This is a genomic window from Zhongshania aliphaticivorans, from assembly GCF_001586255.1.
In the GTDB taxonomy this organism is placed as follows: domain Bacteria; phylum Pseudomonadota; class Gammaproteobacteria; order Pseudomonadales; family Spongiibacteraceae; genus Spongiibacter; species Spongiibacter aliphaticivorans.
Genome location: NZ_CP014544.1, coordinates 349,236 through 370,878, shown reverse-complemented (window position 1 = coordinate 370,878; position 21,643 = coordinate 349,236). Strand labels below are relative to the sequence as shown.

Below are 21,643 nucleotides of genomic sequence, written 5' to 3'. Positions count from 1 at the left end.
CGTCGCCCTTGCGCAGGCAGGGGCCCATCCCGGTAACTGAGTACACACCGGCACTGCGTTTACCGTCTCCCGTCAAGCGTCTCCCAGCGGTTGGTGCGCCAGCTGGCCTCAGACCTTAGCGCCCAAAAAACCCACTTGCCGCCACGCCTCATAACTCACCAGCGCGACCGTATTCGATAAATTCAAGCTCCGGGCTTCGGCCATCATGGGGACGCGCAGGCAATGTTCCTGCCCTAAACTTTCCCGAACGGCTGGCGGCAAACCTGAAGTTTCTGAGCCAAACAACAGCACGTCCTCGACTTCAAAGTGAGCATCCGCGTAATTGCGGGTGCCTTTGGTGGTTAACGCAAATATCCGACGGTCACCCATCGCCGCTAAAAAGCTCGGGTAGTCGGCGTGGCGCGTTACCCGCGCCAGTTCGGCATAATCTAAGCCTGCCCTGCGCAATTTTTTCTCTTCCATGTCAAAGCCCAGTGGCTCGATCAGGTGGAGGTGGCAGCCATTGTTGGCGACCAGACGAATTATATTGCCGGTATTAGGGGCGATACGCGGTTCGTACAAAGCAATATGGAACATAGCTGGGCACCAGAAAAGCCAAGATGGTCATGACAATATAGGAGATAAAAAAATACCGCATACTGAGCTATCAGCAGGCGGTATTTCGGTCGGCGCTACAAACTTAGTGGGTGGTTGTAGCGGCGGTCTCGGCCTGACGTGCGGCCTGCGCCTCTTCAGCCTGACGATAGAGCGCTTCAAAATTCACTGGCTGCAAGGCCAGCGCGGGGAAGCCGCCCTTAACCACCAGCGCATCGACTGCTTCACGCAAATACGGGAACAGCATATTTGGGCAGGCGATACCTAACAACTGGCGCAACTGCTCGCCTTCAATGCCTTCGGCAACAAACAAACCGGCTTGGTGAATTTCAACCAAGAAGGCCGTTTCGTCATCTTCAAGCTTGGCGGTAATCGTCACGGTCAGAACAACTTCAAAGGTATTGTCGGCAACCGCTTTACTGCGCGTATTAAGATCAACCTGTATTTTTGGCTTCCACGCCTTGGTAAAAATCACCGGGCTGGCAGGGGACTCAAAAGACACATCTTTGGTGTAAATACGCTGTAGGGCAAATTTCGCTTGGACGGGCGTTTCTTCTGGCATTGTTTTCCGCTTCCTAAACTAATTTAAAGGGATCATAAACGTATATAAGGCCTAAACCGAGTTTCACAAGGCGCTAATTGACTATTATTCCGTCACTACGAGGCAATTAACGCATCTAACTTGGCGCTGCGCTCTAGGGCATACAGTTCGTCGCAGCCGCCGACATGGGTATCACCTACCCAAATTTGCGGCACCGTGCGCTGACCGCTGCGCTTGGCCAAGTCGCTGCGCAGATCATTGCGACCGTCGACCGGAATTTCATCAAAGGCAACGCCCTTGCTGCTCAACAACTGCTTGGCGCGAACACAAAAAGGACAAAATCGCGTTGTGTAAATTGTAACCTTGGCCATCTCTACCTCTTATAACATTTCCACTTACGCGAAAGACAGTAACGCAAATCGCCAGCTAGTTTTATTTCTTCACCAAGGGCAATTGCATTATCTGCCACTCAGAGATTCCACCCTTAAGCCGGTTAACCTGAGTGTAACCGAGAGACCCTAGCTTTTTGCCCGCAGCGCTGGAGTGCTGACCCATTTTGCACACTAAGACTAAGGGCTTGTCTTTTTCAGCGTGATCGGCGATCTCTTTCTCTAGCTTAGAGAACGGCAGGCTGACTGAATCCAGAATATGACCCTTGCTAAACTCGCCCTTGTCACGCAAATCGATCACGACGGCGCCCTGCTGATTCACCAAATTCACCACTTGCTGAGGCGTAAGCGCCTTACCTGCGCGGCGCTGCTCATGAAAACTCAGCAACAGCAGGCACGAAATTAATGCCGATATCAGTACCCACTGCTCAGCAACAAAGGGGATTAATTTATCCATGGAAACATCTCTTTATGCCATGTGCGCTGCACAATTCGCGAAAAAAGCGAGAGTATACACTGCCAAGCCGTAATTCTCACCCACCCCCGCATAGCCTCAACTGTGCTAAAAAGCTACAATGTGACGCTTATCTCCAGCGTCCAGAAGTGTAAATTTTATGGCCAACACCCTAGCAAAAAAACCAGTCGTACTTGTCATTCTCGACGGCTTTGGCTACCGCGAAGACCCTAAAGACAACGCAATCTTCCACGCCAACACCCCCAACTGGGACCGCCTCTGGCGCGACGCCCCCCACACACTTATATCAGGCTCAGGCCTTGATGTCGGCCTACCCGACGGCCAAATGGGCAACTCCGAAGTAGGCCATATGAGTCTCGGCGCTGGCCGCGTGGTTTACCAAAGCATTACCCGCATCGACAAAGCCATTAGCGACGGCGACTTTTACAGCAATCCGGTTTACACCGAGGCGGTAGATAAAGCTGTCAACGCAGGTAAAGCGGTGCACATCCTTGGCCTGCTATCTGCAGGTGGCGTACACAGCCACGAAAACCACATACTGGCGATGATTGAACTCGCCGCCCAGCGGGGCGCAAAGCAGGTTTATGTCCACGCCTTTCTGGATGGCCGCGACACCCCACCGCGCAGCGCACTGGGCTCTCTTGAAAAGCTTGACACTAAATTCAAGGAATTAGGCTGCGGTCGCACCGCCACCATGATTGGTCGCTACTTCGCAATGGACCGGGACAATCGCTGGGATCGTGTTGAAAAAGCCTACAACTTGCTAACCAGCGGCGAAGCAGACTTCCACTACGACAATGTTAGCAGCGCCCTGCAAGCCGCCTACGATCGTGATGAAAACGACGAGTTTGTCAGCGCCTCAATAATTCAACGCACCGGTGATGCCGACGCCAAGATCAGCGACGGTGACAGCGTCATTTTCATGAACTTCCGCGCCGACCGCGCTCGCGAAATTACCCGGGCCTTTGTCGACTCAGGTTTTGATGGTTTTGAACGCAAAGTGCGCCCCGCGCTTGCAGAGTTTGTAATGACCACCGAATACGCCGACAGCATCCCCGCCGCCGTCGCCTACCCGCCCAGCACCATGCACAATAGCTTTGGCGAGGTAATGGAAAAGCAGGGTAAAACTCAGCTGCGCATTGCCGAGACCGAGAAGTACGCCCACGTCACCTTCTTCTTTAGCGGCGGCCGCGAAGCACTCTATAAAGGCGAAGATCGCAAGCTGATCGCCTCGCCTGATGTCGCCACCTATGATTTAAAGCCCGAGATGAGCGCCCCCGAGCTGACCGACAATCTGGTCGCGGCCATTCACAGCGGCAACTACGACACCATTATTTGCAACTACGCCAATGGCGATATGGTTGGCCACACCGGTGTATTTGAAGCCGCAGTAAAAGCGGTTGAAGCATTAGACACGTGTATTAAGCGAGTTACTGATGCAGTAGTAGAAGTTGGCGGTCACTGCCTAATCACCGCCGACCACGGCAACTGCGAGCAAATGGTAGACTACGACGCCGGCCAAGCCCACACCCAACACACCACAGAACTGGTGCCGCTGGTCTATGTCGGCAACCGCCAACAGCGACTACTGGGAAAAGGTGGCAAGCTTGCCGATATCGCCCCAACCATGTTGGCCTTAATGGATGTGGAGCAACCCGCAGAAATGACCGGCATCAACCTGCTTCAGAACGATTGAAGCTGCCAATGGCCTTGTTCACTCCCGTGAACCTTAGCCACGCCCTGCTGCTTGCCCTGCTCTTAACAGCCGGGCTTGGCGGCACGGCTGTGGCTGCCGATGGCGAAGCCAACAAACAACAGCTGCGCGAGCTTAACCAAAAAATTGGCAAGCTTAAAAAATCTATTAGCAGCCAGCAGAGTGAACGCAGCAATGCGGCTAAAGCGCTGCAACGCATTGAAAAAGATATTGGCGTAACGGCGGCCAAACTCCATCGCACAAAAGAAAAATCTCAGCAGCAGCAGCGCAAGCTAAACGAATTGGAAAATCGTCAGCGCCAATTGCGCAGCCAACAACAAAGCCAAAAAGCCCTTATCGCCGAGCATGTGCGCAGCGCCTACTCACTGGGCAAAGAAAGCCAAATGAAAATGCTGCTCAATCAAGAAGATCCAGAAAAACTGAGCCGCACCCTTACTTATTTTGATTACTTTAACCGCGCCCGAAGTGCCGAGTTACGCAAATACCGCGACACGCTGAATGAGCTAGACACCATCAAACCTGCCATCAGTGCCGAGGCCGAAGCACTAGCGCTTAGCCGACGGGAGCTTGAGCAGCAACAACAAGCCTTGCTTGAACAAAAACAACGCCGCGCCAAGGCGCTAGCCGGTCTCGACAGTGAAATATCTAATAAAACGAGTTCACTGACCAACTTAGATAAGCAGCGCAAAGATCTTGAAAGCATACTGCAAGCCGTCGAGCGCGAAGTGACTAACATCGCCATGCCCGCTAACTACAAACCTTTTAAAGACCTGCGCGGCAAAATGCCCTGGCCAATAAATGGCAAACCGCTAAATCGCTACGGCGCGTCGCGCCAGGGCAGCGCGGTAACTTGGCAAGGCATACAACTTAGCGGCCAAGAAGGCGATGCGGTTAAGGCTATTCACAACGGCCGAGTGGTCTTTGCAGATTGGCTGCGAGGCGCGGGGCTATTAATAATTGTCGACCACGGCGGAGACTATCTCAGCCTTTACGCTCACAATCAGAGCTTATTGCGCAGCGAGGGCGATTGGGTGCGCGGCGGCGAGGGCATTGCCACGGTCGGCAATAGCGGTGGTCAACGCCAAGCCGGGCTGTATTTTGAAATTCGCTACAAGGGCCGCCCTACCGACCCCCGCAGCTGGTGTCGCTAAGCCATCGGCAGCATTCGCCGTCAAAGCAAGATACAATAAGTTTCGTTTAAAGGACGCTCTGGGAATCCATGTATGCCTGATATGTTTCGCCACACCTTTTCTGCGTTGCTAATACTCATACTCGCCGCACCAACAGCCGTATTAGCCAGCGAGGACAATAACACCGAGCAAGCAGAGCAACTCGCAGAAGCCAACAGCCAAGGGCAGCTGCCCCTTCAGGCATTGCGCAATTTTGCCGACGTCTTCAACCAGATTCGGCTGAGCTATGTTGAAGAAGTCGACGACAAAACCCTACTCGAAAATGCCATTCGCGGCATGCTCAGCGGCCTCGACCCTCACTCAGACTACCTCGACGCCAGCTCTTTTGAAGACCTCCAAAATCATACTACCGGTGAATTTGGTGGCCTGGGCATCGAAGTCGGCATGGAAAACGGCTTCATCAAAGTTGTTACCCCCATCGACGACACGCCCGCTGAACGCGCGGGCATTCAGCCTGGCGACTTAATTATTCAAATCGACAACAAGCCCATTAAAGGCATGAATCTGCAAGAAGCGGTGACTCTGATGCGCGGCCCAGCGGGCAGCAAAATCGTACTCACAATTTTGCGCAACGGTGTCAATGCGCCCTTTGACGTCAAACTTAAGCGTGATGTCATTACCGTGGCCAGCGTGCGCGGCGAAATGCTCCAGCCCGGCTACGGCTATATTCGCATCTCCCAATTTCAGAGCCGCACCGGCCAAGATCTAAAAAAGCAGCTGGCTACCCTCAAAGCAGGTCGCGAACCTCTCAAGGGCTTAATCTTAGATTTACGCAACAACCCCGGCGGCTTGTTACAAGCCTCGGTGCAGGTCGTCGACGAATTTATCAATGAGGGCTTAATTGTCTATACCGAGGGCCGCCTTCCCAATGCCTATAGCCGCTTTATGGCCAGCGCTAAAAATCCCGCTGACGACACCCCTATGGTGGTGCTAATTAATGGCGGCTCAGCGTCGGCCTCCGAAATTGTCGCTGGCGCTCTGCAAGATCACCGCCGCGCTATTATTGTCGGCACCCAAAGCTTCGGTAAGGGCTCAGTGCAAACGGTATTGCCGCTCTCTGAAGACAGCGCTATTAAACTCACCACCGCGCGTTACTACACCCCTAGCGGAAGCTCTATTCAGGCGCAGGGAATTATTCCCGACATCGTGGTAGAGAAAGCGCGGATCGAAGCAGTGAATGCAGGGATTCAAGTAACAGAAGCCGACCTAGCTGGCCACCTCGGTCGTGGTGACGGTGCTGAGAGCGACGGTAAAAGCCGCAAGAAGGAAAAAAATGACAGCAATGAATTGGCCGCCAATGATAATCAGCTTTATGAGGCGCTGAATTTATTGAAAGGCTTATACATTATGTCGAGCGCCAAGAAGGCATTAGCCGAAGCGGAAGGCGCAACCCAGTAAGCAGCAGATATTGGCGACAAAAAAACGGGCCATTTGGCCCGTTTTTTATAAGCGAACTTCTATTCCCCGCGCCGCCATATAAGCCTTGGCCTCCGGCACGGTAAACTCACCAAAATGAAAAATACTGGCCGCCAATACGGCGTCGGCGCGGCCTTCGATAATCCCCTCAACCATGTGATCGAGATTACCCACCCCGCCAGAGGCAATCACCGGCACCGGCACCGCATCAGATATTGCCCGCGTCAACGCCAAGTCGTATCCCGCTTTTGTGCCATCGCCATCCATGCTGGTCAACAGCACCTCACCGGCGCCGTTATTGACCATTTTAATCGCCCACTCCACCGCATTAATACCGGTAGGCTTGCGACCGCCGTGGGTAAAAATCTCCCAGCGCGGGCGACCATCGGCTTCATCTGCAACGCGTTTGGCGTCAATGGCAATAACAATGCACTGGGAGCCAAAACGGTCAGCCGCTTCTTTAACAAAATCAGGCCGATGAATAGCAGCCGAGTTAATACCGACCTTATCAGCACCCGCATTGAGCATGGCGCGAATATCTTTTATTTCGCGAATGCCACCGCCAACCGTCAGTGGTATAAACACCTCGGCCGCTATTTGCTCCACGATATGCGCGGTGGTTTCTCGGCCTTCGTGGGTGGCGGTAATATCTAAGAAAGTAATCTCATCCGCGCCCTGCTCGTTATAGCGCTTAGCTACCTCAACAGGGTCACCCGCGTCGCGAATACCAACAAAGTTGACCCCTTTCACCACGCGACCTTTGTCGACATCGAGACAGGGAATAATACGTTTAGCCAAAGCCATGATACTGTCCTGTTCGGGTCTATTTAGCCTTGCCGTCGCAATAGCTTTGCGCTTCGCGCAAATCGAGCTGGCCTTCGTAAATCGCGCGACCAGTAATGGCCCCTAGAATACCGGCATCCGCCACCGCTTGCAGGGCGCGAATATCATCCATATTGGTCACGCCGCCAGAGGCAATTACCGGCAGGCCAGAAGCCTTGGCCATCGCAACAGTCGCGTCAATGTTCACGCCCTGCATCATGCCGTCGCGGGCGATGTCGGTATAAACAATAGAATCGACGCCATCTTGCTCAAAGCGTTTCGCTAGTTCCGTAGCCAGTAAAGTAGACACTTCCGCCCAGCCGTCAGTAGCCACCAAACCGTCTTTGGCATCGAGACCAACAATCACTGAACCCGGAAAAGCCTTACAGGCTTCGGCCACGAACTTAGGCTCTTTAACCGCCTTGGTACCGATAATCACGTAATTCACACCGGCATCCAAATACTGCTCAATAGTGTGCAAGGAACGAATGCCGCCACCAATTTGAATGGGCAAATTCGGGTAAGCCTTAGCAATGGCGCTAACCGCCTCGCCATTCATGGGCTTGCCTTCAAAGGCGCCATTCAGGTCGACTAAATGCAGACGACGGCAGCCTTCCTTTACCCAGCGCGCCGCCATTTCAACGGGATCGCTGCCGTATACCGTGGCGTCGTCCATTTCGCCCTGACGTAGGCGCACGCAGTGGCCGTCTTTTAAATCAATCGCGGGAATAATCAGCATAGTGAAACCTTAAAATTAGTCAGTCACTGGGAAGAAGGCCGCAGGGCGATCCCAGTTCAAAAAATTGCTCAGTAAACGTAGACCCATATCACCGCTTTTTTCAGGGTGAAATTGCACGGCAAATACATTGTCGCAGGCCAATGCCGCATGCACTTGCACGCCGTAGTCGCAGCTACCCGCGACAAATTCTGGCGCATCCACATAGTAGCTGTGTACAAAGTAGAATCGGCTGGCGTCGGGAATGCCCGCCCACAGCGGGTGTTCAATGGCTTGGACGACGTTATTCCAACCCATGTGCGGGACTTTAAGACGGCCGCCCGCAGCATCACGCAGATCACTGCCAAAGAACTTAACTGCGCCCGGCAGTACATCTAAGCACTCAACCCCGCCGTTTTCTTCACTGGTTTCCAGCAGGGCCTGCATGCCAAGGCAAATACCGAGCAACGGCTTTTGCGCCGCCACTTCCTGAATCACCTCGTCCAAGCCGCGGAATTTCAGCTCCGCCATGCAGTCGCGAATCGCGCCCACACCGGGGAAAATCACCCGATCCGCGCTTAAAATTGTTTCGGGGCAATCAGTGACCATGACGTTTACGCCATCGCCAACCTTCTCGAGGGCACTGGCCACCGAGTGCAAATTACCCATGCCGTAATCGATTACGGCAACGGAAGACTTACTCATATCGAAAAATCCTAGAGACTACCTTTGGTAGAAGGCGTAATACCCGCCATCCGCTCATCCGCCTGCAAGGCCATGCGCAGGGCGCGGCCAAAGGCTTTAAACACGGTTTCGGCCTGATGGTGAGTGTTTTTACCACGCAGATTATCGATATGCAGAGTTACCTTGGCGTGATTCACAAAACCGTGGAAAAACTCAGAGAACAAATCCACGTCAAAGCCACCCACGCTGCCACGGGTATAGGGCACATGGTATTCAAGGCCCGCGCGTCCAGAAAAGTCGATAACAACTCGCGACAAAGCCTCGTCCAGCGGCACATAGGCTTGACCATAGCGAGTTATGCCTTTTTTGTCGCCAACCGCCTCGGCAAAGGCTTGGCCCATGGTGATGCCAATGTCTTCAACCGTGTGATGAGCGTCAATATGTAAATCACCTACCGCGTGAACGTCTAGGTCAATTAAACCGTGACGGGCGATTTGATCCATCATATGGTCAAGAAACGGCACACCCGTTTCAAAATGGGATTTACCCGTGCCGTCTAGGTTTACTGTCACAGTAATCTGCGTCTCTAGGGTATTACGGCTGATCGTAGCTTTGCGCTCGTTCATCGACGCCTCATCGGTTATTTGCTTACAATAAGGTATTATAAAAAATCCCGAACCGTATTACACCAAGCAGAAACGTCATAAATGCCCGTATACGCAGAAAACATCACTAAACCAGAGCCGCAAGACAGCGCCGACCTGGAAATCCTCTACCCCGGCACCAGCGCCAAGCTGGTCGCACAGGCGGCGGCAGGCAAAATAATCCTCTTTGGTGGCCGCTTTAATGGCCGCCTCATCTCGGCTTGCACCCTAACCCCAATATACGGCGGCGACTACCAACTCGCCCAATTGTCGGTAAGGGAAATCACCCGCCGACGCGGGGTTGCCCGACAGCTAATCATTCAGGCCATGAAGCAATTGCCAGATGACCTGCAGTCTATATCCGCCGACTTAAGCCACGCGCCAGAGCTAATCAACCTATTCTCAGAGCTGGGCTTTACCGCCACCCACACTTTCTGGCAGTGGCAACGCCCAACTTCATGAGTAAACAGGTATTTAGCCAGCAACTGCTGAAGTGGTTTGATATTGCCGGCCGTAAAGACCTACCCTGGCAACAAGACATCAGCCCCTATCGGGTCTGGGTGTCCGAAATCATGTTGCAACAAACTCAGGTCAGCACGGTAATACCGTATTACCAGCGTTTTATGGCGCGCTTCCCCGACATAGTCAGCCTCGCACTTGCGCCTAACGACGAGGTGCTCGCGCTATGGACCGGCCTCGGCTACTACGCCCGCGCCCGCAACCTGCACAAAGCCGCCAAAATGATTTGCGAAGACTTCGGCGGAGTCTTTCCCAGCGATCCCGAGACCATCCAAACCCTGCCAGGTATTGGCCGCTCCACCGCCGCCGCAATCTACTCCATCGCCATTGGCGGCCGCGCACCAATATTGGACGGCAATGTAAAACGGGTACTCAGCCGCTACGCCGCCATTGACGGCTGGCCGGGACTAAAAGATGTCGAAAACCAATTGTGGCTGCTGGCCGAAGACCTCACCCCCAAAAAGCGCGTAGCCGACTACACCCAAGCCATCATGGATCTCGGCGCCACCCTCTGCACCCGCAGCAAACCCAAATGCCCAGAATGCCCAGTGCAACGCGGCTGCGCGGCCTACGCAGCAGGAACCCAGACCAGCTACCCCGGCAAAAAGCCCAAAAAAGTGACACCGGTTCGCGAAATTCATCTGCTCATCATTGAAAATCCAGCTGGCGAAATCCTCTTAGAACAGAGACCCAGCAGCGGTATTTGGGGGGGGCTGTGGAGCCTACCTGAAGCAATCGATGCCGATGCCGCCGCCCACTACCTCGACAATACACTTAATGCTAAAGGCCAAATCCAAGCTTGGCCAAATATGCGCCATACCTTCAGTCATTTTCATCTGGATATCACCCCGCTGCACATCAAACTTAAGAGTGATATCAGCACGACCATGGAACCCCGCGAGATGCTCTGGTATAAGGGGCACAGCAATCAGCAAGTCGGCTTGGCGGCACCCGTCAAAAAACTGCTCGACGCCGTATTCAGCCAAGATTTACTAAGGAAACACAGCGCATGACCCGCACCGTATTTTGTAGAAAATATCAGCAAGACCTTGAAGGTCTGGACAAAGCCCCGTACCCAGGCCCCAAAGGTCAGGACATCTTCGAAAACGTCTCAAAAAAGGCCTGGGAAGAATGGCACGCCCACCAAACCATGCTAATCAACGAAAAGCACCTGAGCATGATGGACCCAGCCTCACGTAAATTCCTACAAGCCGAGATGAAAAAGTTCTTCTCCGGTGAAGAATACGAAAAAGCGGAAGGCTACGTACCGCCCAGCGAATAAGTCATTGTTTTTGGGGCTTGACTCGCCGATTAGGAACGGGTTTAATACGCGCCTTCTGAGAAGCAGCCAAAGCTCTCAAATATGCCCAGATAGCTCAGTCGGTAGAGCAGAGGATTGAAAATCCTCGTGTCGGCGGTTCGATTCCGTCTCTGGGCACCACTACTTTCCTGTTTAAAATCAACGATTTACTACCAATCGCAATCCAACCGGTTTTTGCGGTGCTGTGCCCAAATTTGTGCCCTCAATCCGTTTTGCCGCATACAGCGGCTCTACCCCATTATCGGGGGATAGCACTCATCAAACCCTGTTAATCACTCCGTCCCACCCGCAGTGGGCCAGCACTCTCATCCTGTAATTTTCAAAGTTTCTAAAACCATACGCTCGTCGTGTCATCATTTCCATTTTGTTGTGGAAGCCCTCAGTTATTCCGTTACTTTTACTAAATCGCCACATGGCCACAATGGGCTTCAACCAGGAGCGCAATGTGTTAGCTAGCGCTCGTAGCGGGCTCTCAGCTAGCTCATCAAGCAATTTCATGAATACCGGCAACTTGATGCTGGCTTTCTTGCGCGTCAGGGTCTTGAGCAACACAAATCGGATTAATCGTTGCTTGGCCACATACAGTGCTTGCAGCACTGGGTACTCAGCCAAATACTGCATAAGGTTGGCGTGCTGCTCATCCCGCAAATTCCATTGATGGCGACGCATTAAACTGATCAAACCGCGGTTCTTTCTGCCCTCAGGATCATGCTGCTTCCAGACACTTAAAAAGTGCTGGTTAATAAGCCTGACCACATGGAATCGGTCAGCCACGATCGCGGCATTGGGAAAGTAGCGGCGGGCAATGCTGCGGTACGTTTCCGAGAGATCCATCACCACAACCTGAACGCGCTCTCGTCCCTCAAGGGCCTTTAAATAGCGGCGCAAACTCAATTCTGATCGTCCTAGTTGGACATCAAACACTTTGTGATTCTTGAGGTCGGTAAGCGTGGTCGCATAACCCTTTTTACGGGTAAAGAAATGCTCATCTATCCCTAATACGCGAGGGCAATATCGGCGATCCCCCTCGGAACGCTTTTGCTTAATATGGTGCTGATACCAACGCTCTACCGTCGCTGGGCTGATTTGATGGGTTCGAGACAACTTGCGCTGCGTTACACCGCCATCGTGGGCTTCGAACACTTCCAGTCGATAGGCTTCTGAAGCGCGAAAACGCGGACGAATACCGGTAAAGGCGTGACGAAAATAGCGCTTACACTCCTGGCAATGGTACTTGGGTACTCGAAGGTGCAAGGTCATCACTTGATTCCCCTGACGAGTGTGCTTCACCGTCCTGAGATGCGTGGCTTTAATCCTCAGGCCATTGCCCTGACAATGCTTACAAGGCGGCCTGTGCACAGGCTTTGCCCAGACTTCGATCCCTTTCCTGCGGACTACCCGTTCAATCTCAAGGCCAGGTATGCCTATAATTCTTCCTGCGTGGGACATCGGTATTCTCCATCAAACTGTTTCTTCGCAAATTCAGTTTAATGAATGCCGGTGTCCCCCGTTAATGATGAAGAGCCCATACAGCAAGTGATCTGCTGCTAAATGCGCGTATCTAAGCACCATATCGACGGTCGACCAGCCTCCTAATTCCTGCAACTCTTGCAGGCCAGTACCGCTTTGGACGTGCCAAGACGCCCATGTATGCCGCAGATCGTGCCAGCGAAAATCTTCAATGCCAGCCCGTTTCTTTGCCGCTGCCCAAGCCTTAGTAGATGTTCGGTCTACCGGTTTACCCTGAAAAGTAAACACGTACTCCCCACCATCCCCACGCCGCGCCTCAAGTACTGCAAGTGCATCATTATTTAGCGGCACCGCAATAGCCTTGCGCGACTTCGACTGGTCAGCGTGTATCCACGCCACACGCCTCGATGTATCCACCTGATCCCAACGCAAATAACTAACATTGCGCTGACGCAACCCTGTTGCCAAAGTAAAACGCGCCATATCGGCCAAGTGTGGCGGTAATTCGGCAATCAATTTCGCTGCCTCATCCCGCGTGATCCACCGGATTCGTTTTTTAGACTCCGGAAACATTTTGACCCTTGGAGCCCGCTCAACCCACTCCCAATCATCCCGCGCCGCTCGGAGTATTGCCCGAATAAGCGCCAAATACCGGTTAGCCGTTGAAGGGCTGGCCTCCGCCTTTTTGACCTGAGCAATTTTGGCAATTAAATCAGCATCAATCTCGTCGAGCCATTTAGTCCCCAAAAACCGATCAAGCCATTTCAGCTTACCCAGATCCTTTTCGTGATCTGCCTTGTGATCCGTGCTTCCGACCCATCGCACAACGGCTTCTTGCCATGTGCGCCTTGGCTTTTCCCCTAGACGGTATTTCCGCCAGAGATCGGCCTTTAATCGGTCGTGGTATTCTTGAGCCTGCTCTTTGTCCTCAGTCCCAGTAGAGCGGCGTATGAACTCGCCACTGGGGCTAGTGAACTTGACCCACCAGACCGTTCCCCGTTGATAAAGTGACATTGTGAATCCTCCTGTTCACAGCCACTTAACGGCGTTTGCCCAAGGCCAGAATATAGCGAGCGCAGATGCCAGACAAGATCCTCCTCCAGAAAGACCCATTGTTTGGCAGGCTTCGCGCCGCGAATGCGCCCAGAGCGCGCCTTTTTGCGTAGCGCCGACGGTGACATCTTGAGGAAAGCAGCAGCTTCTTTGAGATCCAGCGTTTTCAAAATACATCTCCCTCACCCCCGACGATACCAGGTAAAGGTTTGTTAAATTTGGTCGCCTTGAGGCGTGCCTTTTCTAAGAGATATCTATCAAGCGCCTTCCTATCGGTCAGCGTTCGACCATAGTGGTAACGACGAGCCTCATTGATATATTGATCTACCGCCTTATCTACGTCCGAAATCCCCTCCTTTGCCATAAAGGAAGACAATCCCGCTAAACCATGTATAAATAAATAGTGATCATCGGGCGCTCTATCAGTCCGTACACGCCACAGCGTGCGCGCTACGCCACCCAAATCCGCAGTCATCAAGAACGACCAGAGAGGATGAAGCGGCCAGCGGCTGCGGGTACTGTCATTTGTAGGCTCACAGAGCTGCAACCAACTACCGCAGGCATAGGCCCACATCGAACCAAGGCCATCCACTAAATCCCCCATAGACTTGATACTCAACTCATTAAGGACAGAACGCCGGAACTGAAACTCAAGCCGCCAGACTTGTGATTCAGCGTCCCAGCCCTCAGCGGCCCATAAATCGTAGAAGAAATATTTTTTGGATTTTTCCTTAATCTCTCGCGTCTTGTCGTACAAGCGAGCTGATAAATCGCCACCTGCTCCGAACATCAAACCAGTAAAAACACCATGCTTTGAATACCTGCTCAATGACGCCGCCCGCCGAACCCAATAGTTATCTGGAACTTCACCAAGCTCGACTAACGTTACGAAGTCCACACAGAGATCGACACGACTGACCTCTAGCACGGCAACATCATCACTGAACTCCAGCAACAAACTTCCCAGCCGCAGAAGAACAGACTTTAGACCTTCACAGGCCAAAACCTCACTTTTTATCTGGCAATAAACCATCGGCAGGCTGGCAGCATCGCGACTGGACACCTGAATATGAAACCAATTATCTGCGAGCACGTAGGGAAACCGACCTTTACCCCTATCCAGAACCTGAAACCGATGATCACCCAGCTCTAGAAAAGCACCGGCGCGCACATCTGGATCGGCGGATTGAGCCAGCTCTTTTGAAACCCGTAATAGGTGTTCAGTTTTTTCGGAAATCTGCCCCTTGCACGAAACGTAGAGGGAATCGACCCCAGACCGAAGTATTGTGGTACCACTTAGCGAGTCCGTGCAGTTTGCAGGTGCTGTGTTACTAGGCTGCGCACTGCCAGCGTCGAGATTGCCACCGTGCGGAGTCGGTTTTTGCGGGCGCTTCGCGTCCTCAAAACAGTCTCCTCCGGCGGCTCCATTTGGGGGTGTGGTGGTATCGTCTAACTTTATAGCCATGTCCTGAACTCCTCAGGTAATTAAACATGGCTCCTATTAGTAAGCATGAGTCCCATTCGAATACAGGACATGGATTACGGTTTTGATGTCCTTGCCTTTTTGAAGCGCTGAGCAAACTTGGCTACCGCAGCGCCGGTATCCGCACGACCATCATCGTCGTAAACCTGTAAATCATCTACCAAACATTTAGTGAGTTCCGAATTCGTTAGCTCGGCTAATACTCCAACATCATCAAGTACATAAAGGATCACTCTTGCGTCATCTAAACGTTGATCAGGCCTAGCTGGCCGAGTTTTCTTGATCGCTTTTGCTAACTTATCAAAAAAATCTTCATCACCCATTATCTCAGCTAATTGAATCCGCAACTGAGCTAAAGGCATGCTCATTACAGACCGATCAACCACTATCGCTGAAAACAGAGCATCGTCATCACCATGTTCGAAATCGAGTAGCAACTCATGGATGGATTTAGAGAATATCTGCGCAGATTGAAGGTTAGAGGCTACGGCAAAGATCATTGAAAGAGCTGTGCTTTGCTCCTCGTCCGTAAGCGCATCGAAATACTCATCAAACTCTCCATTTTCAAAAAATTCCAGCGCTACCTGTTGTGGATCAGCAGCCTCCGCCCACTCCTTTGGCTTGTCGCCACAGCCACAGAAAATCAAGCAACCTGCGAGAATTTGAACCGGCGAATATGAAAAACAAAGAGGCTTCTGCTGCAGTGCATTAGCAAATTTAATGGCGCCTTCAATATTATCGCGGGAAAGGCTGGCCAACTCGTCGCGACCGGTATTCGCCGAATACCAATTTGCATAAGTAGTTTTAAGCTGCTCTTCCGTAAGCTTGGTATATTTTTTCAATTCCCCTTCCACACCTCTCCATAACTGTCAAATATACTGTGTAATGTTTCGTCAAAATTTACATCATGCCGCATACCAGACCGCGCAATCAAAATAGTTACATAAGAAAAGCTAGCCTGTAAGTATTTTCCATACATACGTTCATTCACTTTAAGCTCACTCCCGACCTCCAAATCTAGCCACGGACAAGCGGTCGAAAGCCTTAAATCCACACGATCCCCACGATGCGCTAACGCATTCCGTATCTGCCCAAACTCAAAGAATATATTATTCATATTAGCCGGTGTCCGACCTGACATTTCCACGGCTTTAAGTAAAGTTTCAAACCGATTTATCCCATTTTTAATACCAGAACTTACTTCTTTTTCTAGCAAGTCGACCAAGAATATATTTCGATCATCCTCATTAAGCGCTAGATACTCACCAAGTTTTATTTTCATATTTAAAAAGGGATCTTTTAAAAGCACCTCTTGATCATTTTTAATCCATGTAGCCACAACATCTTTCACACACAATTCAAGCAAAGACCATAATGAGACGACAGCCTGCCCATATATAATTGGGAAGTTTCGATTCACTTCGTCCTGAGCAAAATCAGACTGCTCTTGCATATCCAGACTTCTTTGCTCATCAACATCAGTGCCAATGGACTTATGGTAATTATCAAGCGCTTTAATAGCCTTAGGCAATGTAGTTGTTACCTTGATGCCTCCAATACTCAAGTCAACAATACGAGCCAAATGTTTCGCTTTCTCCATAAAGTTTTCTAATGGATCTATAGGCCACTCAGGTAGCTTACCCACAAATTTTCTCCTAAAAGTTCGAGACAGAAGTTTCTATATTCACAGTAGCTTAATCGCCACCATTAGCTTTAGAGGATAAATTTGATTTCAAAACAAGAATTGCGGCTACGACAACCATGACGAAAAGGAACAGCCACTCCATGTGAACACCTCATCTATAAAATATTGAATTCGCGATTGCGAGCGGTGAAATATAGCAGCTCACCCCAATTGACTACTAATAATTGAGATTTACTACCATAATCAATAAAGGGGAAGCACCTCCTTCGCTTGTAACAAAAAGAGACCGAGCGATGCTCGGTTTTTTTGTGCTCATAGAATACAGGGCTTCAACTATCCACGTACATACAACATCACACCGCCCAATAGAACGATTAGCGTCGTCAATGAAGAGACGAGCTGTGCAAGTTTCGCGCTCCCACCTTTTTTCCGCACATAAGTCCCAACACCCGCATTACCGATCACAAAAGCCAGAACAACAATCACCATAACAGAAGAAACTGACGAGGAGGCATTAGCCATAGTGGTTTCCATTACATCTCCTTCGCCAGTTTAGGCTTTTCATTTTCGGGGAGAGGCGAGTAAAATCTGCACGCAGGATATGTAGAACACGCCAATATCTTTTTCCCTGCATGCTCTCCCTTTTTAACGGTACGCTTCACTAGGCTCGACGCGCACTTAGGGCAATTATTAGAATTATCTATACTTGCCACCGGCGCCTGAATCGCCGATTCAACCTCACCCCCATTAGACCTAGACAGCAAACCCGAAAACATCTCAGCAACAGTAGATATTGTGTAGGCAGCTTTTGCGGGAACTTGAATCATCGGTATTCCCGCGGCCTCACAAGCTCCAAGTAATAAGTCATCACGCTCTTGACGTGACTTGGCCTGATGCGACTTATCATCCAGCTCGATTACACAGATCACAGATAAATCACTTGGATCGCAGAGGACGAAATCGAAGTGCTTACGATCAATTTTGTTTCGAGCGGTACTAGAAGCCCCCCCGCTGCAATCCTTTTCGAGGGCCTAATACATCACCAACGCGAACTTTACCAAAAACACGAGCGCGGCCAGCAACAGCCTGATCTAGCACACCCAAAAATGAGCGTTCTGCTGGGGTAAAGAGGGGACCGGCCCGCTGGTACGGAAATTCATCGACAGTAGCTGAATCGCCAGTATTTGCTTTAGCGGGTAATTTTGCCTTCAAAACGAGAATTGCGGCGACGATAACCACGACGAAAAGGAACAGCCACTCCATGTGAACACCTCATCCATACAAGTTTATATTTCGCGATTGCGAGATGTGGAATATAGCAGCTCACCTCAATTAACTGCTAATAATTGAGATTTACTGCCACAAGAAAAGGTGGGAAAACGCCGCAAGCAACTGATTTATAAGTAAAAATCATTCAGCCTTTACGAATTGAAAATCCTCGTGTCGGCGGTTCGATTCCGTCTCTGAGCACCATTTTTAGTCTCACCATAAAGAAGCGATAGGCAACAATGCCAAGTGGCGGTCAATTTCTGCTACCGCCTCTCGGTAGATCGGAAGGTGATTTTTCTCTACCTGCCAATGCTGGCGAAATAACTCGACTGTTTCCTTAGCCGCATCAAGCGCCAACGCTTTCGGTATCCCAGCCCTTCCTGCTAAATGAGCCAACTCTTCCTCATTGAACTCATCAAACCGACGCGTGCGACTGAATTTCAGTGCTGCTTCGCTATCCGGGAGATAAGGGATAGTCGAGAGGAAATCATAAGCGGGCGCTAGCCTGGCTATTCTTCGGTCAGGGTAATAAACCGACCAGTTTTTAAGATGCATATCGGCATTACCAATCAGAGTATTAAAGGTCAGGCGCCGAATAAACTCACGCACATCCTCTTGATCACTTTCAATGGCGATAACCTTTGCAATATTCGCAGCGCTCGCCTTCATATATTTGTCTCCTGGATAAACACCAAAGATTTGCGCAAAATCTTCCATGTGAACAGCACTGCCATCACTCAAGCGGTCAAAGCGCTCGATCACGAATGCCTTACCTGACAGTGCTGAAACGTCATTTGGCAGGCCTCCAATCTCATCTATATCCACTAGGTCGACAGTTGGCACATTCATCCCCAGCATGCGGGCCAGGGTCATCATCGAGTACTCGTTTTCGGGCACACCCAGGTACTTGTCAGAAGGCAGCTTGACGATCCACCCACCCCCAATCCCCTTTGCCGGGATAGTGAGACCACCACTGGCTCCCTGTAACACCGAAAACTTCAACTGCACGCCAGCCAACGAAAAGCGCAGTATTTTCTCTTCATTCGCCTGACTTTCGGCTTCATCAATAGAGCCTGAAGCTTCAGGTGGCCAGTCCTCTCCATCCGCCGGACGTACCGTTACAGCGCCTGGTAGATCTCTCCCTAGGGCCCAAAGCAGAAAAAATTCCCGCTCAGGATTTACACCAGCACGCTCAGCAAGGTAGTCCCGCATCCGTTCTTCTGGCAGCAAATTAGAAAAAAAAGGCATCAGGCGGGTTTGATACGGCCTAAACTCGGTAAGCAACTCACCATAGTGATCCTTGAAGCCAAGGCTTAGTGTCGGTCGGCGCGCTTCGGCGATATATTCTTCATTAAAGGCAAACAGATTCCTGTCACCATCGACCCGAGTCAACGTAGCGATTGGCTCGCCATAGAGCAGCACGTCAAGGACAGATACCTTAGGCATCATCATCTCCAGCAAGCGAATAGGCCGAATGTCGACGACCTTCTGGTTCGGAATCCTGCTGATGCACCGCGGCGTTACGCAGCCTGGTTATGTCTTCGAGCACAGTTTTGACGGACAAAGCGTTGCCCGATCCGCGAGCCTGTTTCTGCAGCTGCGTAGCCAACTCTTTAAGCTTGCTTTCACTTTCAGCAGAGAGAGGTATTCGCTCCAGCTCATGGAGTCGGCTTCGAAGCTGGGTAATTTCCCTGTCATTGGCAGATGTAGTATTCAATTTGTCAGCAGCGCGCCATAATTTAGTTATTGCATCCTGCCGCGAGGCTGATCTAGCCCGCGGCTGCGTGCTCCGAATGATGGAGCTCACCGCAGAAAGCCCCTTTCGCGGTACTAGCGCCAGCTCCAAGTCCAGTGCACGAGCGATCTCGACCAAGCTGGACAGACGTAAATCCACGCCTCCAGACTCAATTTTGGAGATATGACTCTGAGGCACGCCCGATAGGCCAGCCAGCGCACGCTGGCTCAAGCCTTTGGCTTCTCGGGCTCTCCTCAGGGAATAGGAAATCTCAACAGTAACACTCATATACTTGATCTATCTAAATAGCTAACATTACAAAATTATATACTATTATACATCAAGCGCAATGCCGCCAACAAAAAAGTCGATAAGTAAAAGCTGATCAAAAACACATAAAGATTAACAATTATAGATCATTTTATAATGAAGCTTTCAGCCCCCCACTGGACAGCATATCAAGCGATGAAGAGTTACAGGCGTTGTTGCCTTGGAATGTCGCGCTTGTAAAGAGTGGGGTTAACTGACCGCTTACGTCTATCTCGCCGGTTTCGGGATCAGGCTCTGGGATATAGCTTTCAATAATGGCCTGATCGTCATCTGTTGCCGGGCGAAAGCTCAGTGCCAGCTTTTTACCCGCCAGTTTCACCGTGGGTTCATTAATGCTGATAAAGGGCGAGCCTGGGTAGCCATAGCTTTGAGTTGCCAGTTCGTATTTGAATTTATGCCGGAGGCTACTGGGCACTTCCGAGAAGGATTGCTGGGTGACGATATGCTCGTAAGGCAGGCCTGCGGCCAGCGGCCGGGGCGGCAGGATGTTGACTTCCCTCAGGCCAAGCACGTCACCCACAGTGGCATCGGGGTTTTGGCTGTTGATGTAGTCTTCAAGCTGGCTCTGGAATTGCTGCAGGCTGTTCTCAATATCGGTCTGGGGAATATTCTGCACCCAGCCCTGTTCTTCATTGATGGTAGCGCTTTGTTCTATCTGGCTGGCCAGCGCCTCGGCATCAAAGGGCACATTGCCTGCCAGCTTCATGCCTTCGCTGAATTCATACTGTTTGAAGGACGCATCCATGGGAATCCAGCGGTCGCCTTCGCGGTTTTTTATACCCCGCGAGGGTTCAAAATCTACCCACGCCTCAACCCAGACATGCTCCATGCGAATGCTTTTAACTGTGCCGCCGCTGATCAGAGCGGTATTCGGAATGCCGCCCTGGCCCAGCAAGCCACCCGCCCACCCAAGCTATGGAATAGCTGAGACTGGAGAGGTCGCACCTGCCTGCAAGGATATAGCTAATAGCGTAATCACCGGCCATTCAAAACTCAGATCATCGCACTGCCATTCAAATAACACCCCAGAACAGCCACCCTTTAATCGATAACTTCGAACTTCTGACAGCAGGCGGTCTCCATAATAAATCGAACTACTTCTACTTCGCCATAAAGGCAGTCCAGCGATCATTGTCTTATTTTTCTTATAATGTCCGTAGACAACCCCATTTTTGAACAGAGTAATCCTTCTCCAGAAAAAAAGACCTGATGAAACGAGCTTGTAGTGTTCTCCGTTAGCCGCCTCAGCGTCGTATCCGTAGCTAACTGGAAAATCAACAGAAAATTTCAGCCTTCCGGCAACATCAGGCCCTTTTAAAACCTCATAGACGTATAACGACTTTCGGGTCAATGTATATCTCATAAATATATTCCACGCCTATGAGTTTTCAATATGATTAGTACGCCTCCATACAGCGCAAACCAAAGGCACCAAAACCAATGACCCTGCTCACTAAAGACCCACTAAACACATACCCTTGAAGTCGCCATAACCACTACAAAAACATTCATAGACCCGCCTTTAATAGAGTCAGTTATCTAAGACCTCCCTCATTCTATCTATAGAAAGTAGCAAAGGCGGAGCCACCAAAATTGTAGTTAAGACCACTAGCCAAATAATACGTAAGACCAAC

The 21,643-nt window shown here is 51.0% G+C and carries 26 protein-coding genes and 1 tRNA gene; 7 read left to right on the top strand and 20 right to left on the bottom strand.

Features of this window, described 5'->3' with window-relative positions; all coding sequences use genetic code 11:
* Window positions 1-108 precede the first annotated feature (108 nt).
* The 4 genes from AZF00_RS01570 to AZF00_RS01555 all read right to left on the bottom strand — a co-directional run bounded on the left by AZF00_RS01570 (window position 109) and on the right by AZF00_RS01555 (window position 1,981).
* A complete protein-coding gene (locus tag AZF00_RS01570; RefSeq protein ID WP_008251172.1) occupies window positions 109-576 on the bottom strand; it encodes a tRNA (cytidine(34)-2'-O)-methyltransferase in 468 nt (155 codons plus the stop codon).
* Between the two features lie 103 nt (window positions 577-679).
* Complete coding sequence (gene secB / locus AZF00_RS01565) at window positions 680-1,156, bottom strand: protein-export chaperone SecB (RefSeq protein ID WP_008251171.1); 477 nt, start codon at window positions 1,154-1,156, stop codon at window positions 680-682.
* Between the two features lie 95 nt (window positions 1,157-1,251).
* Window positions 1,252-1,506 carry a glutaredoxin 3 gene (grxC, locus tag AZF00_RS01560; protein ID WP_008251169.1) on the bottom strand — a complete coding sequence of 85 codons (255 nt, stop codon included), beginning with the start codon at window positions 1,504-1,506 and terminating at the stop codon, window positions 1,252-1,254.
* A 61-nt stretch (window positions 1,507-1,567) separates the two neighbouring features.
* Window positions 1,568-1,981, bottom strand: coding sequence for a rhodanese-like domain-containing protein (locus AZF00_RS01555; protein ID WP_008251167.1), 414 nt, complete (start codon window positions 1,979-1,981; stop codon window positions 1,568-1,570).
* Between the two features lie 157 nt (window positions 1,982-2,138).
* Here AZF00_RS01555 and gpmM point away from each other — a divergent pair, with 157 nt between their 5' ends.
* The 3 genes from gpmM to AZF00_RS01540 all read left to right on the top strand — a co-directional run bounded on the left by gpmM (window position 2,139) and on the right by AZF00_RS01540 (window position 6,301).
* Window positions 2,139-3,695, top strand: a complete 1,557-nt coding sequence (gpmM, locus tag AZF00_RS01550; protein ID WP_062382751.1) for a 2,3-bisphosphoglycerate-independent phosphoglycerate mutase — start codon at window positions 2,139-2,141, stop codon at window positions 3,693-3,695.
* An 8-nt stretch (window positions 3,696-3,703) separates the two neighbouring features.
* The gene (locus AZF00_RS01545; protein ID WP_062382748.1) at window positions 3,704-4,864 is read left to right on the top strand and encodes a murein hydrolase activator EnvC family protein; all 1,161 of its coding nucleotides are present in this window, start codon (window positions 3,704-3,706) and stop codon (window positions 4,862-4,864) included.
* A 72-nt stretch (window positions 4,865-4,936) separates the two neighbouring features.
* Window positions 4,937-6,301 carry a carboxyl-terminal processing protease CtpA gene (locus AZF00_RS01540; RefSeq protein WP_062382745.1) on the top strand — a complete coding sequence of 455 codons (1,365 nt, stop codon included), beginning with the start codon at window positions 4,937-4,939 and terminating at the stop codon, window positions 6,299-6,301.
* Window positions 6,302-6,346: 45 nt separating this feature from the next.
* Here AZF00_RS01540 and hisF read toward each other — a convergent pair whose 3' ends face one another.
* From hisF to hisB, 4 genes are read right to left on the bottom strand one after another with little or no spacing between them, the layout of a single operon-like run.
* A complete protein-coding gene (hisF, locus tag AZF00_RS01535) occupies window positions 6,347-7,123 on the bottom strand; it encodes an imidazole glycerol phosphate synthase subunit HisF (protein WP_008251150.1) in 777 nt (258 codons plus the stop codon).
* A gap of 19 nt (window positions 7,124-7,142) precedes the next feature.
* On the bottom strand, window positions 7,143-7,880 hold the full coding sequence (gene hisA, locus AZF00_RS01530; protein WP_062382741.1) for a 1-(5-phosphoribosyl)-5-[(5-phosphoribosylamino)methylideneamino]imidazole-4-carboxamide isomerase: 738 nt from the start codon (window positions 7,878-7,880) through the stop codon (window positions 7,143-7,145).
* Window positions 7,881-7,895: 15 nt separating this feature from the next.
* Window positions 7,896-8,561, bottom strand: a complete 666-nt coding sequence (gene hisH, locus AZF00_RS01525) for an imidazole glycerol phosphate synthase subunit HisH (protein WP_062382738.1) — start codon at window positions 8,559-8,561, stop codon at window positions 7,896-7,898.
* Between the two features lie 11 nt (window positions 8,562-8,572).
* A complete protein-coding gene (gene hisB, locus AZF00_RS01520) occupies window positions 8,573-9,166 on the bottom strand; it encodes an imidazoleglycerol-phosphate dehydratase HisB (protein WP_008251145.1) in 594 nt (197 codons plus the stop codon).
* 81 nt (window positions 9,167-9,247) lie between these two features.
* Here hisB and AZF00_RS01515 point away from each other — a divergent pair, with 81 nt between their 5' ends.
* The 4 genes from AZF00_RS01515 to AZF00_RS01500 all read left to right on the top strand — a co-directional run bounded on the left by AZF00_RS01515 (window position 9,248) and on the right by AZF00_RS01500 (window position 11,144).
* Complete coding sequence (locus tag AZF00_RS01515) at window positions 9,248-9,646, top strand: acetyl-CoA sensor PanZ family protein (RefSeq protein WP_008251143.1); 399 nt, start codon at window positions 9,248-9,250, stop codon at window positions 9,644-9,646.
* The gene (mutY, locus tag AZF00_RS01510) at window positions 9,643-10,716 is read left to right on the top strand and encodes an A/G-specific adenine glycosylase (RefSeq protein ID WP_008251141.1); all 1,074 of its coding nucleotides are present in this window, start codon (window positions 9,643-9,645) and stop codon (window positions 10,714-10,716) included. Before AZF00_RS01515 ends, mutY begins: the two co-directional genes overlap by 4 nt.
* Entirely contained in the window at window positions 10,713-10,985 is a 273-nt protein-coding gene (locus AZF00_RS01505; RefSeq protein ID WP_008251139.1) for an oxidative damage protection protein, read from the top strand. Before mutY ends, AZF00_RS01505 begins: the two co-directional genes overlap by 4 nt.
* Before the next feature lie 83 nt (window positions 10,986-11,068).
* Window positions 11,069-11,144: transfer RNA gene (locus AZF00_RS01500), tRNA-Phe, on the top strand.
* A 138-nt stretch (window positions 11,145-11,282) separates the two neighbouring features.
* Here the strand turns inward: AZF00_RS01500 and AZF00_RS01495 are convergent.
* The 12 genes from AZF00_RS01495 to AZF00_RS01440 form a co-directional block, all read right to left on the bottom strand.
* Window positions 11,283-12,473: an ISL3 family transposase gene (locus AZF00_RS01495; RefSeq protein ID WP_062382734.1), complete on the bottom strand. Its 1,191-nt coding sequence runs from the start codon at window positions 12,471-12,473 to the stop codon at window positions 11,283-11,285.
* 33 nt (window positions 12,474-12,506) lie between these two features.
* Window positions 12,507-13,508 (bottom strand): tyrosine-type recombinase/integrase, encoded by a 1,002-nt coding sequence (locus tag AZF00_RS01490; RefSeq protein ID WP_062382727.1) that lies wholly within the window; start codon window positions 13,506-13,508, stop codon window positions 12,507-12,509.
* Between the two features lie 205 nt (window positions 13,509-13,713).
* Window positions 13,714-15,012 (bottom strand): hypothetical protein, encoded by a 1,299-nt coding sequence (locus AZF00_RS01485; protein WP_062382723.1) that lies wholly within the window; start codon window positions 15,010-15,012, stop codon window positions 13,714-13,716.
* A 74-nt stretch (window positions 15,013-15,086) separates the two neighbouring features.
* Entirely contained in the window at window positions 15,087-15,884 is a 798-nt protein-coding gene (locus tag AZF00_RS01480) for a hypothetical protein (protein WP_008251131.1), read from the bottom strand.
* A complete protein-coding gene (locus AZF00_RS01475) occupies window positions 15,869-16,675 on the bottom strand; it encodes a hypothetical protein (protein ID WP_008251129.1) in 807 nt (268 codons plus the stop codon). Before AZF00_RS01475 ends, AZF00_RS01480 begins: the two co-directional genes overlap by 16 nt.
* A 333-nt stretch (window positions 16,676-17,008) precedes the next feature.
* On the bottom strand, window positions 17,009-17,209 hold the full coding sequence (locus tag AZF00_RS01470; RefSeq protein WP_008251127.1) for a hypothetical protein: 201 nt from the start codon (window positions 17,207-17,209) through the stop codon (window positions 17,009-17,011).
* Complete coding sequence (locus tag AZF00_RS19760; RefSeq protein WP_418112992.1) at window positions 17,209-17,655, bottom strand: DUF2726 domain-containing protein; 447 nt, start codon at window positions 17,653-17,655, stop codon at window positions 17,209-17,211. Before AZF00_RS19760 ends, AZF00_RS01470 begins: the two co-directional genes overlap by 1 nt.
* A gap of 16 nt (window positions 17,656-17,671) precedes the next feature.
* A complete protein-coding gene (locus tag AZF00_RS01460; protein ID WP_062382718.1) occupies window positions 17,672-17,938 on the bottom strand; it encodes a DUF2726 domain-containing protein in 267 nt (88 codons plus the stop codon).
* A gap of 219 nt (window positions 17,939-18,157) precedes the next feature.
* Window positions 18,158-19,390 carry a type II toxin-antitoxin system HipA family toxin gene (locus AZF00_RS01455; protein WP_008251123.1) on the bottom strand — a complete coding sequence of 411 codons (1,233 nt, stop codon included), beginning with the start codon at window positions 19,388-19,390 and terminating at the stop codon, window positions 18,158-18,160.
* On the bottom strand, window positions 19,383-19,967 hold the full coding sequence (locus tag AZF00_RS01450; RefSeq protein ID WP_008251121.1) for a type II toxin-antitoxin system RelB family anti-toxin: 585 nt from the start codon (window positions 19,965-19,967) through the stop codon (window positions 19,383-19,385). The genes AZF00_RS01455 and AZF00_RS01450 overlap by 8 nt, the downstream gene beginning before the upstream one ends.
* A gap of 133 nt (window positions 19,968-20,100) precedes the next feature.
* A complete protein-coding gene (locus tag AZF00_RS01445) occupies window positions 20,101-20,904 on the bottom strand; it encodes a transglutaminase-like domain-containing protein (RefSeq protein WP_062382715.1) in 804 nt (267 codons plus the stop codon).
* Window positions 20,905-20,922: 18 nt separating this feature from the next.
* The gene (locus AZF00_RS01440) at window positions 20,923-21,372 is read right to left on the bottom strand and encodes a hypothetical protein (protein WP_008251110.1); all 450 of its coding nucleotides are present in this window, start codon (window positions 21,370-21,372) and stop codon (window positions 20,923-20,925) included.
* Between the last annotated feature and the right edge of the window lie 271 nt (window positions 21,373-21,643).

Coding starts and splice junctions, on each gene's coding strand:
- AZF00_RS01570 (WP_008251172.1), bottom strand. CDS start 576: ATGTTCCATATTGCTTTGTACGAACCGCGTATCGCCCCTAATACCGGC.
- secB (WP_008251171.1), bottom strand. CDS start 1,156: ATGCCAGAAGAAACGCCCGTCCAAGCGAAATTTGCCCTACAGCGTATT.
- grxC (WP_008251169.1), bottom strand. CDS start 1,506: ATGGCCAAGGTTACAATTTACACAACGCGATTTTGTCCTTTTTGTGTT.
- AZF00_RS01555 (WP_008251167.1), bottom strand. CDS start 1,981: ATGGATAAATTAATCCCCTTTGTTGCTGAGCAGTGGGTACTGATATCG.
- gpmM (WP_062382751.1), top strand. CDS start 2,139: ATGGCCAACACCCTAGCAAAAAAACCAGTCGTACTTGTCATTCTCGAC.
- AZF00_RS01545 (WP_062382748.1), top strand. CDS start 3,704: ATGGCCTTGTTCACTCCCGTGAACCTTAGCCACGCCCTGCTGCTTGCC.
- AZF00_RS01540 (WP_062382745.1), top strand. CDS start 4,937: ATGCCTGATATGTTTCGCCACACCTTTTCTGCGTTGCTAATACTCATA.
- hisF (WP_008251150.1), bottom strand. CDS start 7,123: ATGGCTTTGGCTAAACGTATTATTCCCTGTCTCGATGTCGACAAAGGT.
- hisA (WP_062382741.1), bottom strand. CDS start 7,880: ATGCTGATTATTCCCGCGATTGATTTAAAAGACGGCCACTGCGTGCGC.
- hisH (WP_062382738.1), bottom strand. CDS start 8,561: ATGAGTAAGTCTTCCGTTGCCGTAATCGATTACGGCATGGGTAATTTG.
- hisB (WP_008251145.1), bottom strand. CDS start 9,166: ATGAACGAGCGCAAAGCTACGATCAGCCGTAATACCCTAGAGACGCAG.
- AZF00_RS01515 (WP_008251143.1), top strand. CDS start 9,248: ATGCCCGTATACGCAGAAAACATCACTAAACCAGAGCCGCAAGACAGC.
- mutY (WP_008251141.1), top strand. CDS start 9,643: ATGAGTAAACAGGTATTTAGCCAGCAACTGCTGAAGTGGTTTGATATT.
- AZF00_RS01505 (WP_008251139.1), top strand. CDS start 10,713: ATGACCCGCACCGTATTTTGTAGAAAATATCAGCAAGACCTTGAAGGT.
- AZF00_RS01495 (WP_062382734.1), bottom strand. CDS start 12,473: ATGTCCCACGCAGGAAGAATTATAGGCATACCTGGCCTTGAGATTGAA.
- AZF00_RS01490 (WP_062382727.1), bottom strand. CDS start 13,508: ATGTCACTTTATCAACGGGGAACGGTCTGGTGGGTCAAGTTCACTAGC.
- AZF00_RS01485 (WP_062382723.1), bottom strand. CDS start 15,012: ATGGCTATAAAGTTAGACGATACCACCACACCCCCAAATGGAGCCGCC.
- AZF00_RS01470 (WP_008251127.1), bottom strand. CDS start 17,209: ATGGAAACCACTATGGCTAATGCCTCCTCGTCAGTTTCTTCTGTTATG.
- AZF00_RS01460 (WP_062382718.1), bottom strand. CDS start 17,938: ATGGAGTGGCTGTTCCTTTTCGTCGTGGTTATCGTCGCCGCAATTCTC.
- AZF00_RS01455 (WP_008251123.1), bottom strand. CDS start 19,390: ATGCCTAAGGTATCTGTCCTTGACGTGCTGCTCTATGGCGAGCCAATC.
- AZF00_RS01450 (WP_008251121.1), bottom strand. CDS start 19,967: ATGAGTGTTACTGTTGAGATTTCCTATTCCCTGAGGAGAGCCCGAGAA.
- AZF00_RS01440 (WP_008251110.1), bottom strand. CDS start 21,372: ATGAGATATACATTGACCCGAAAGTCGTTATACGTCTATGAGGTTTTA.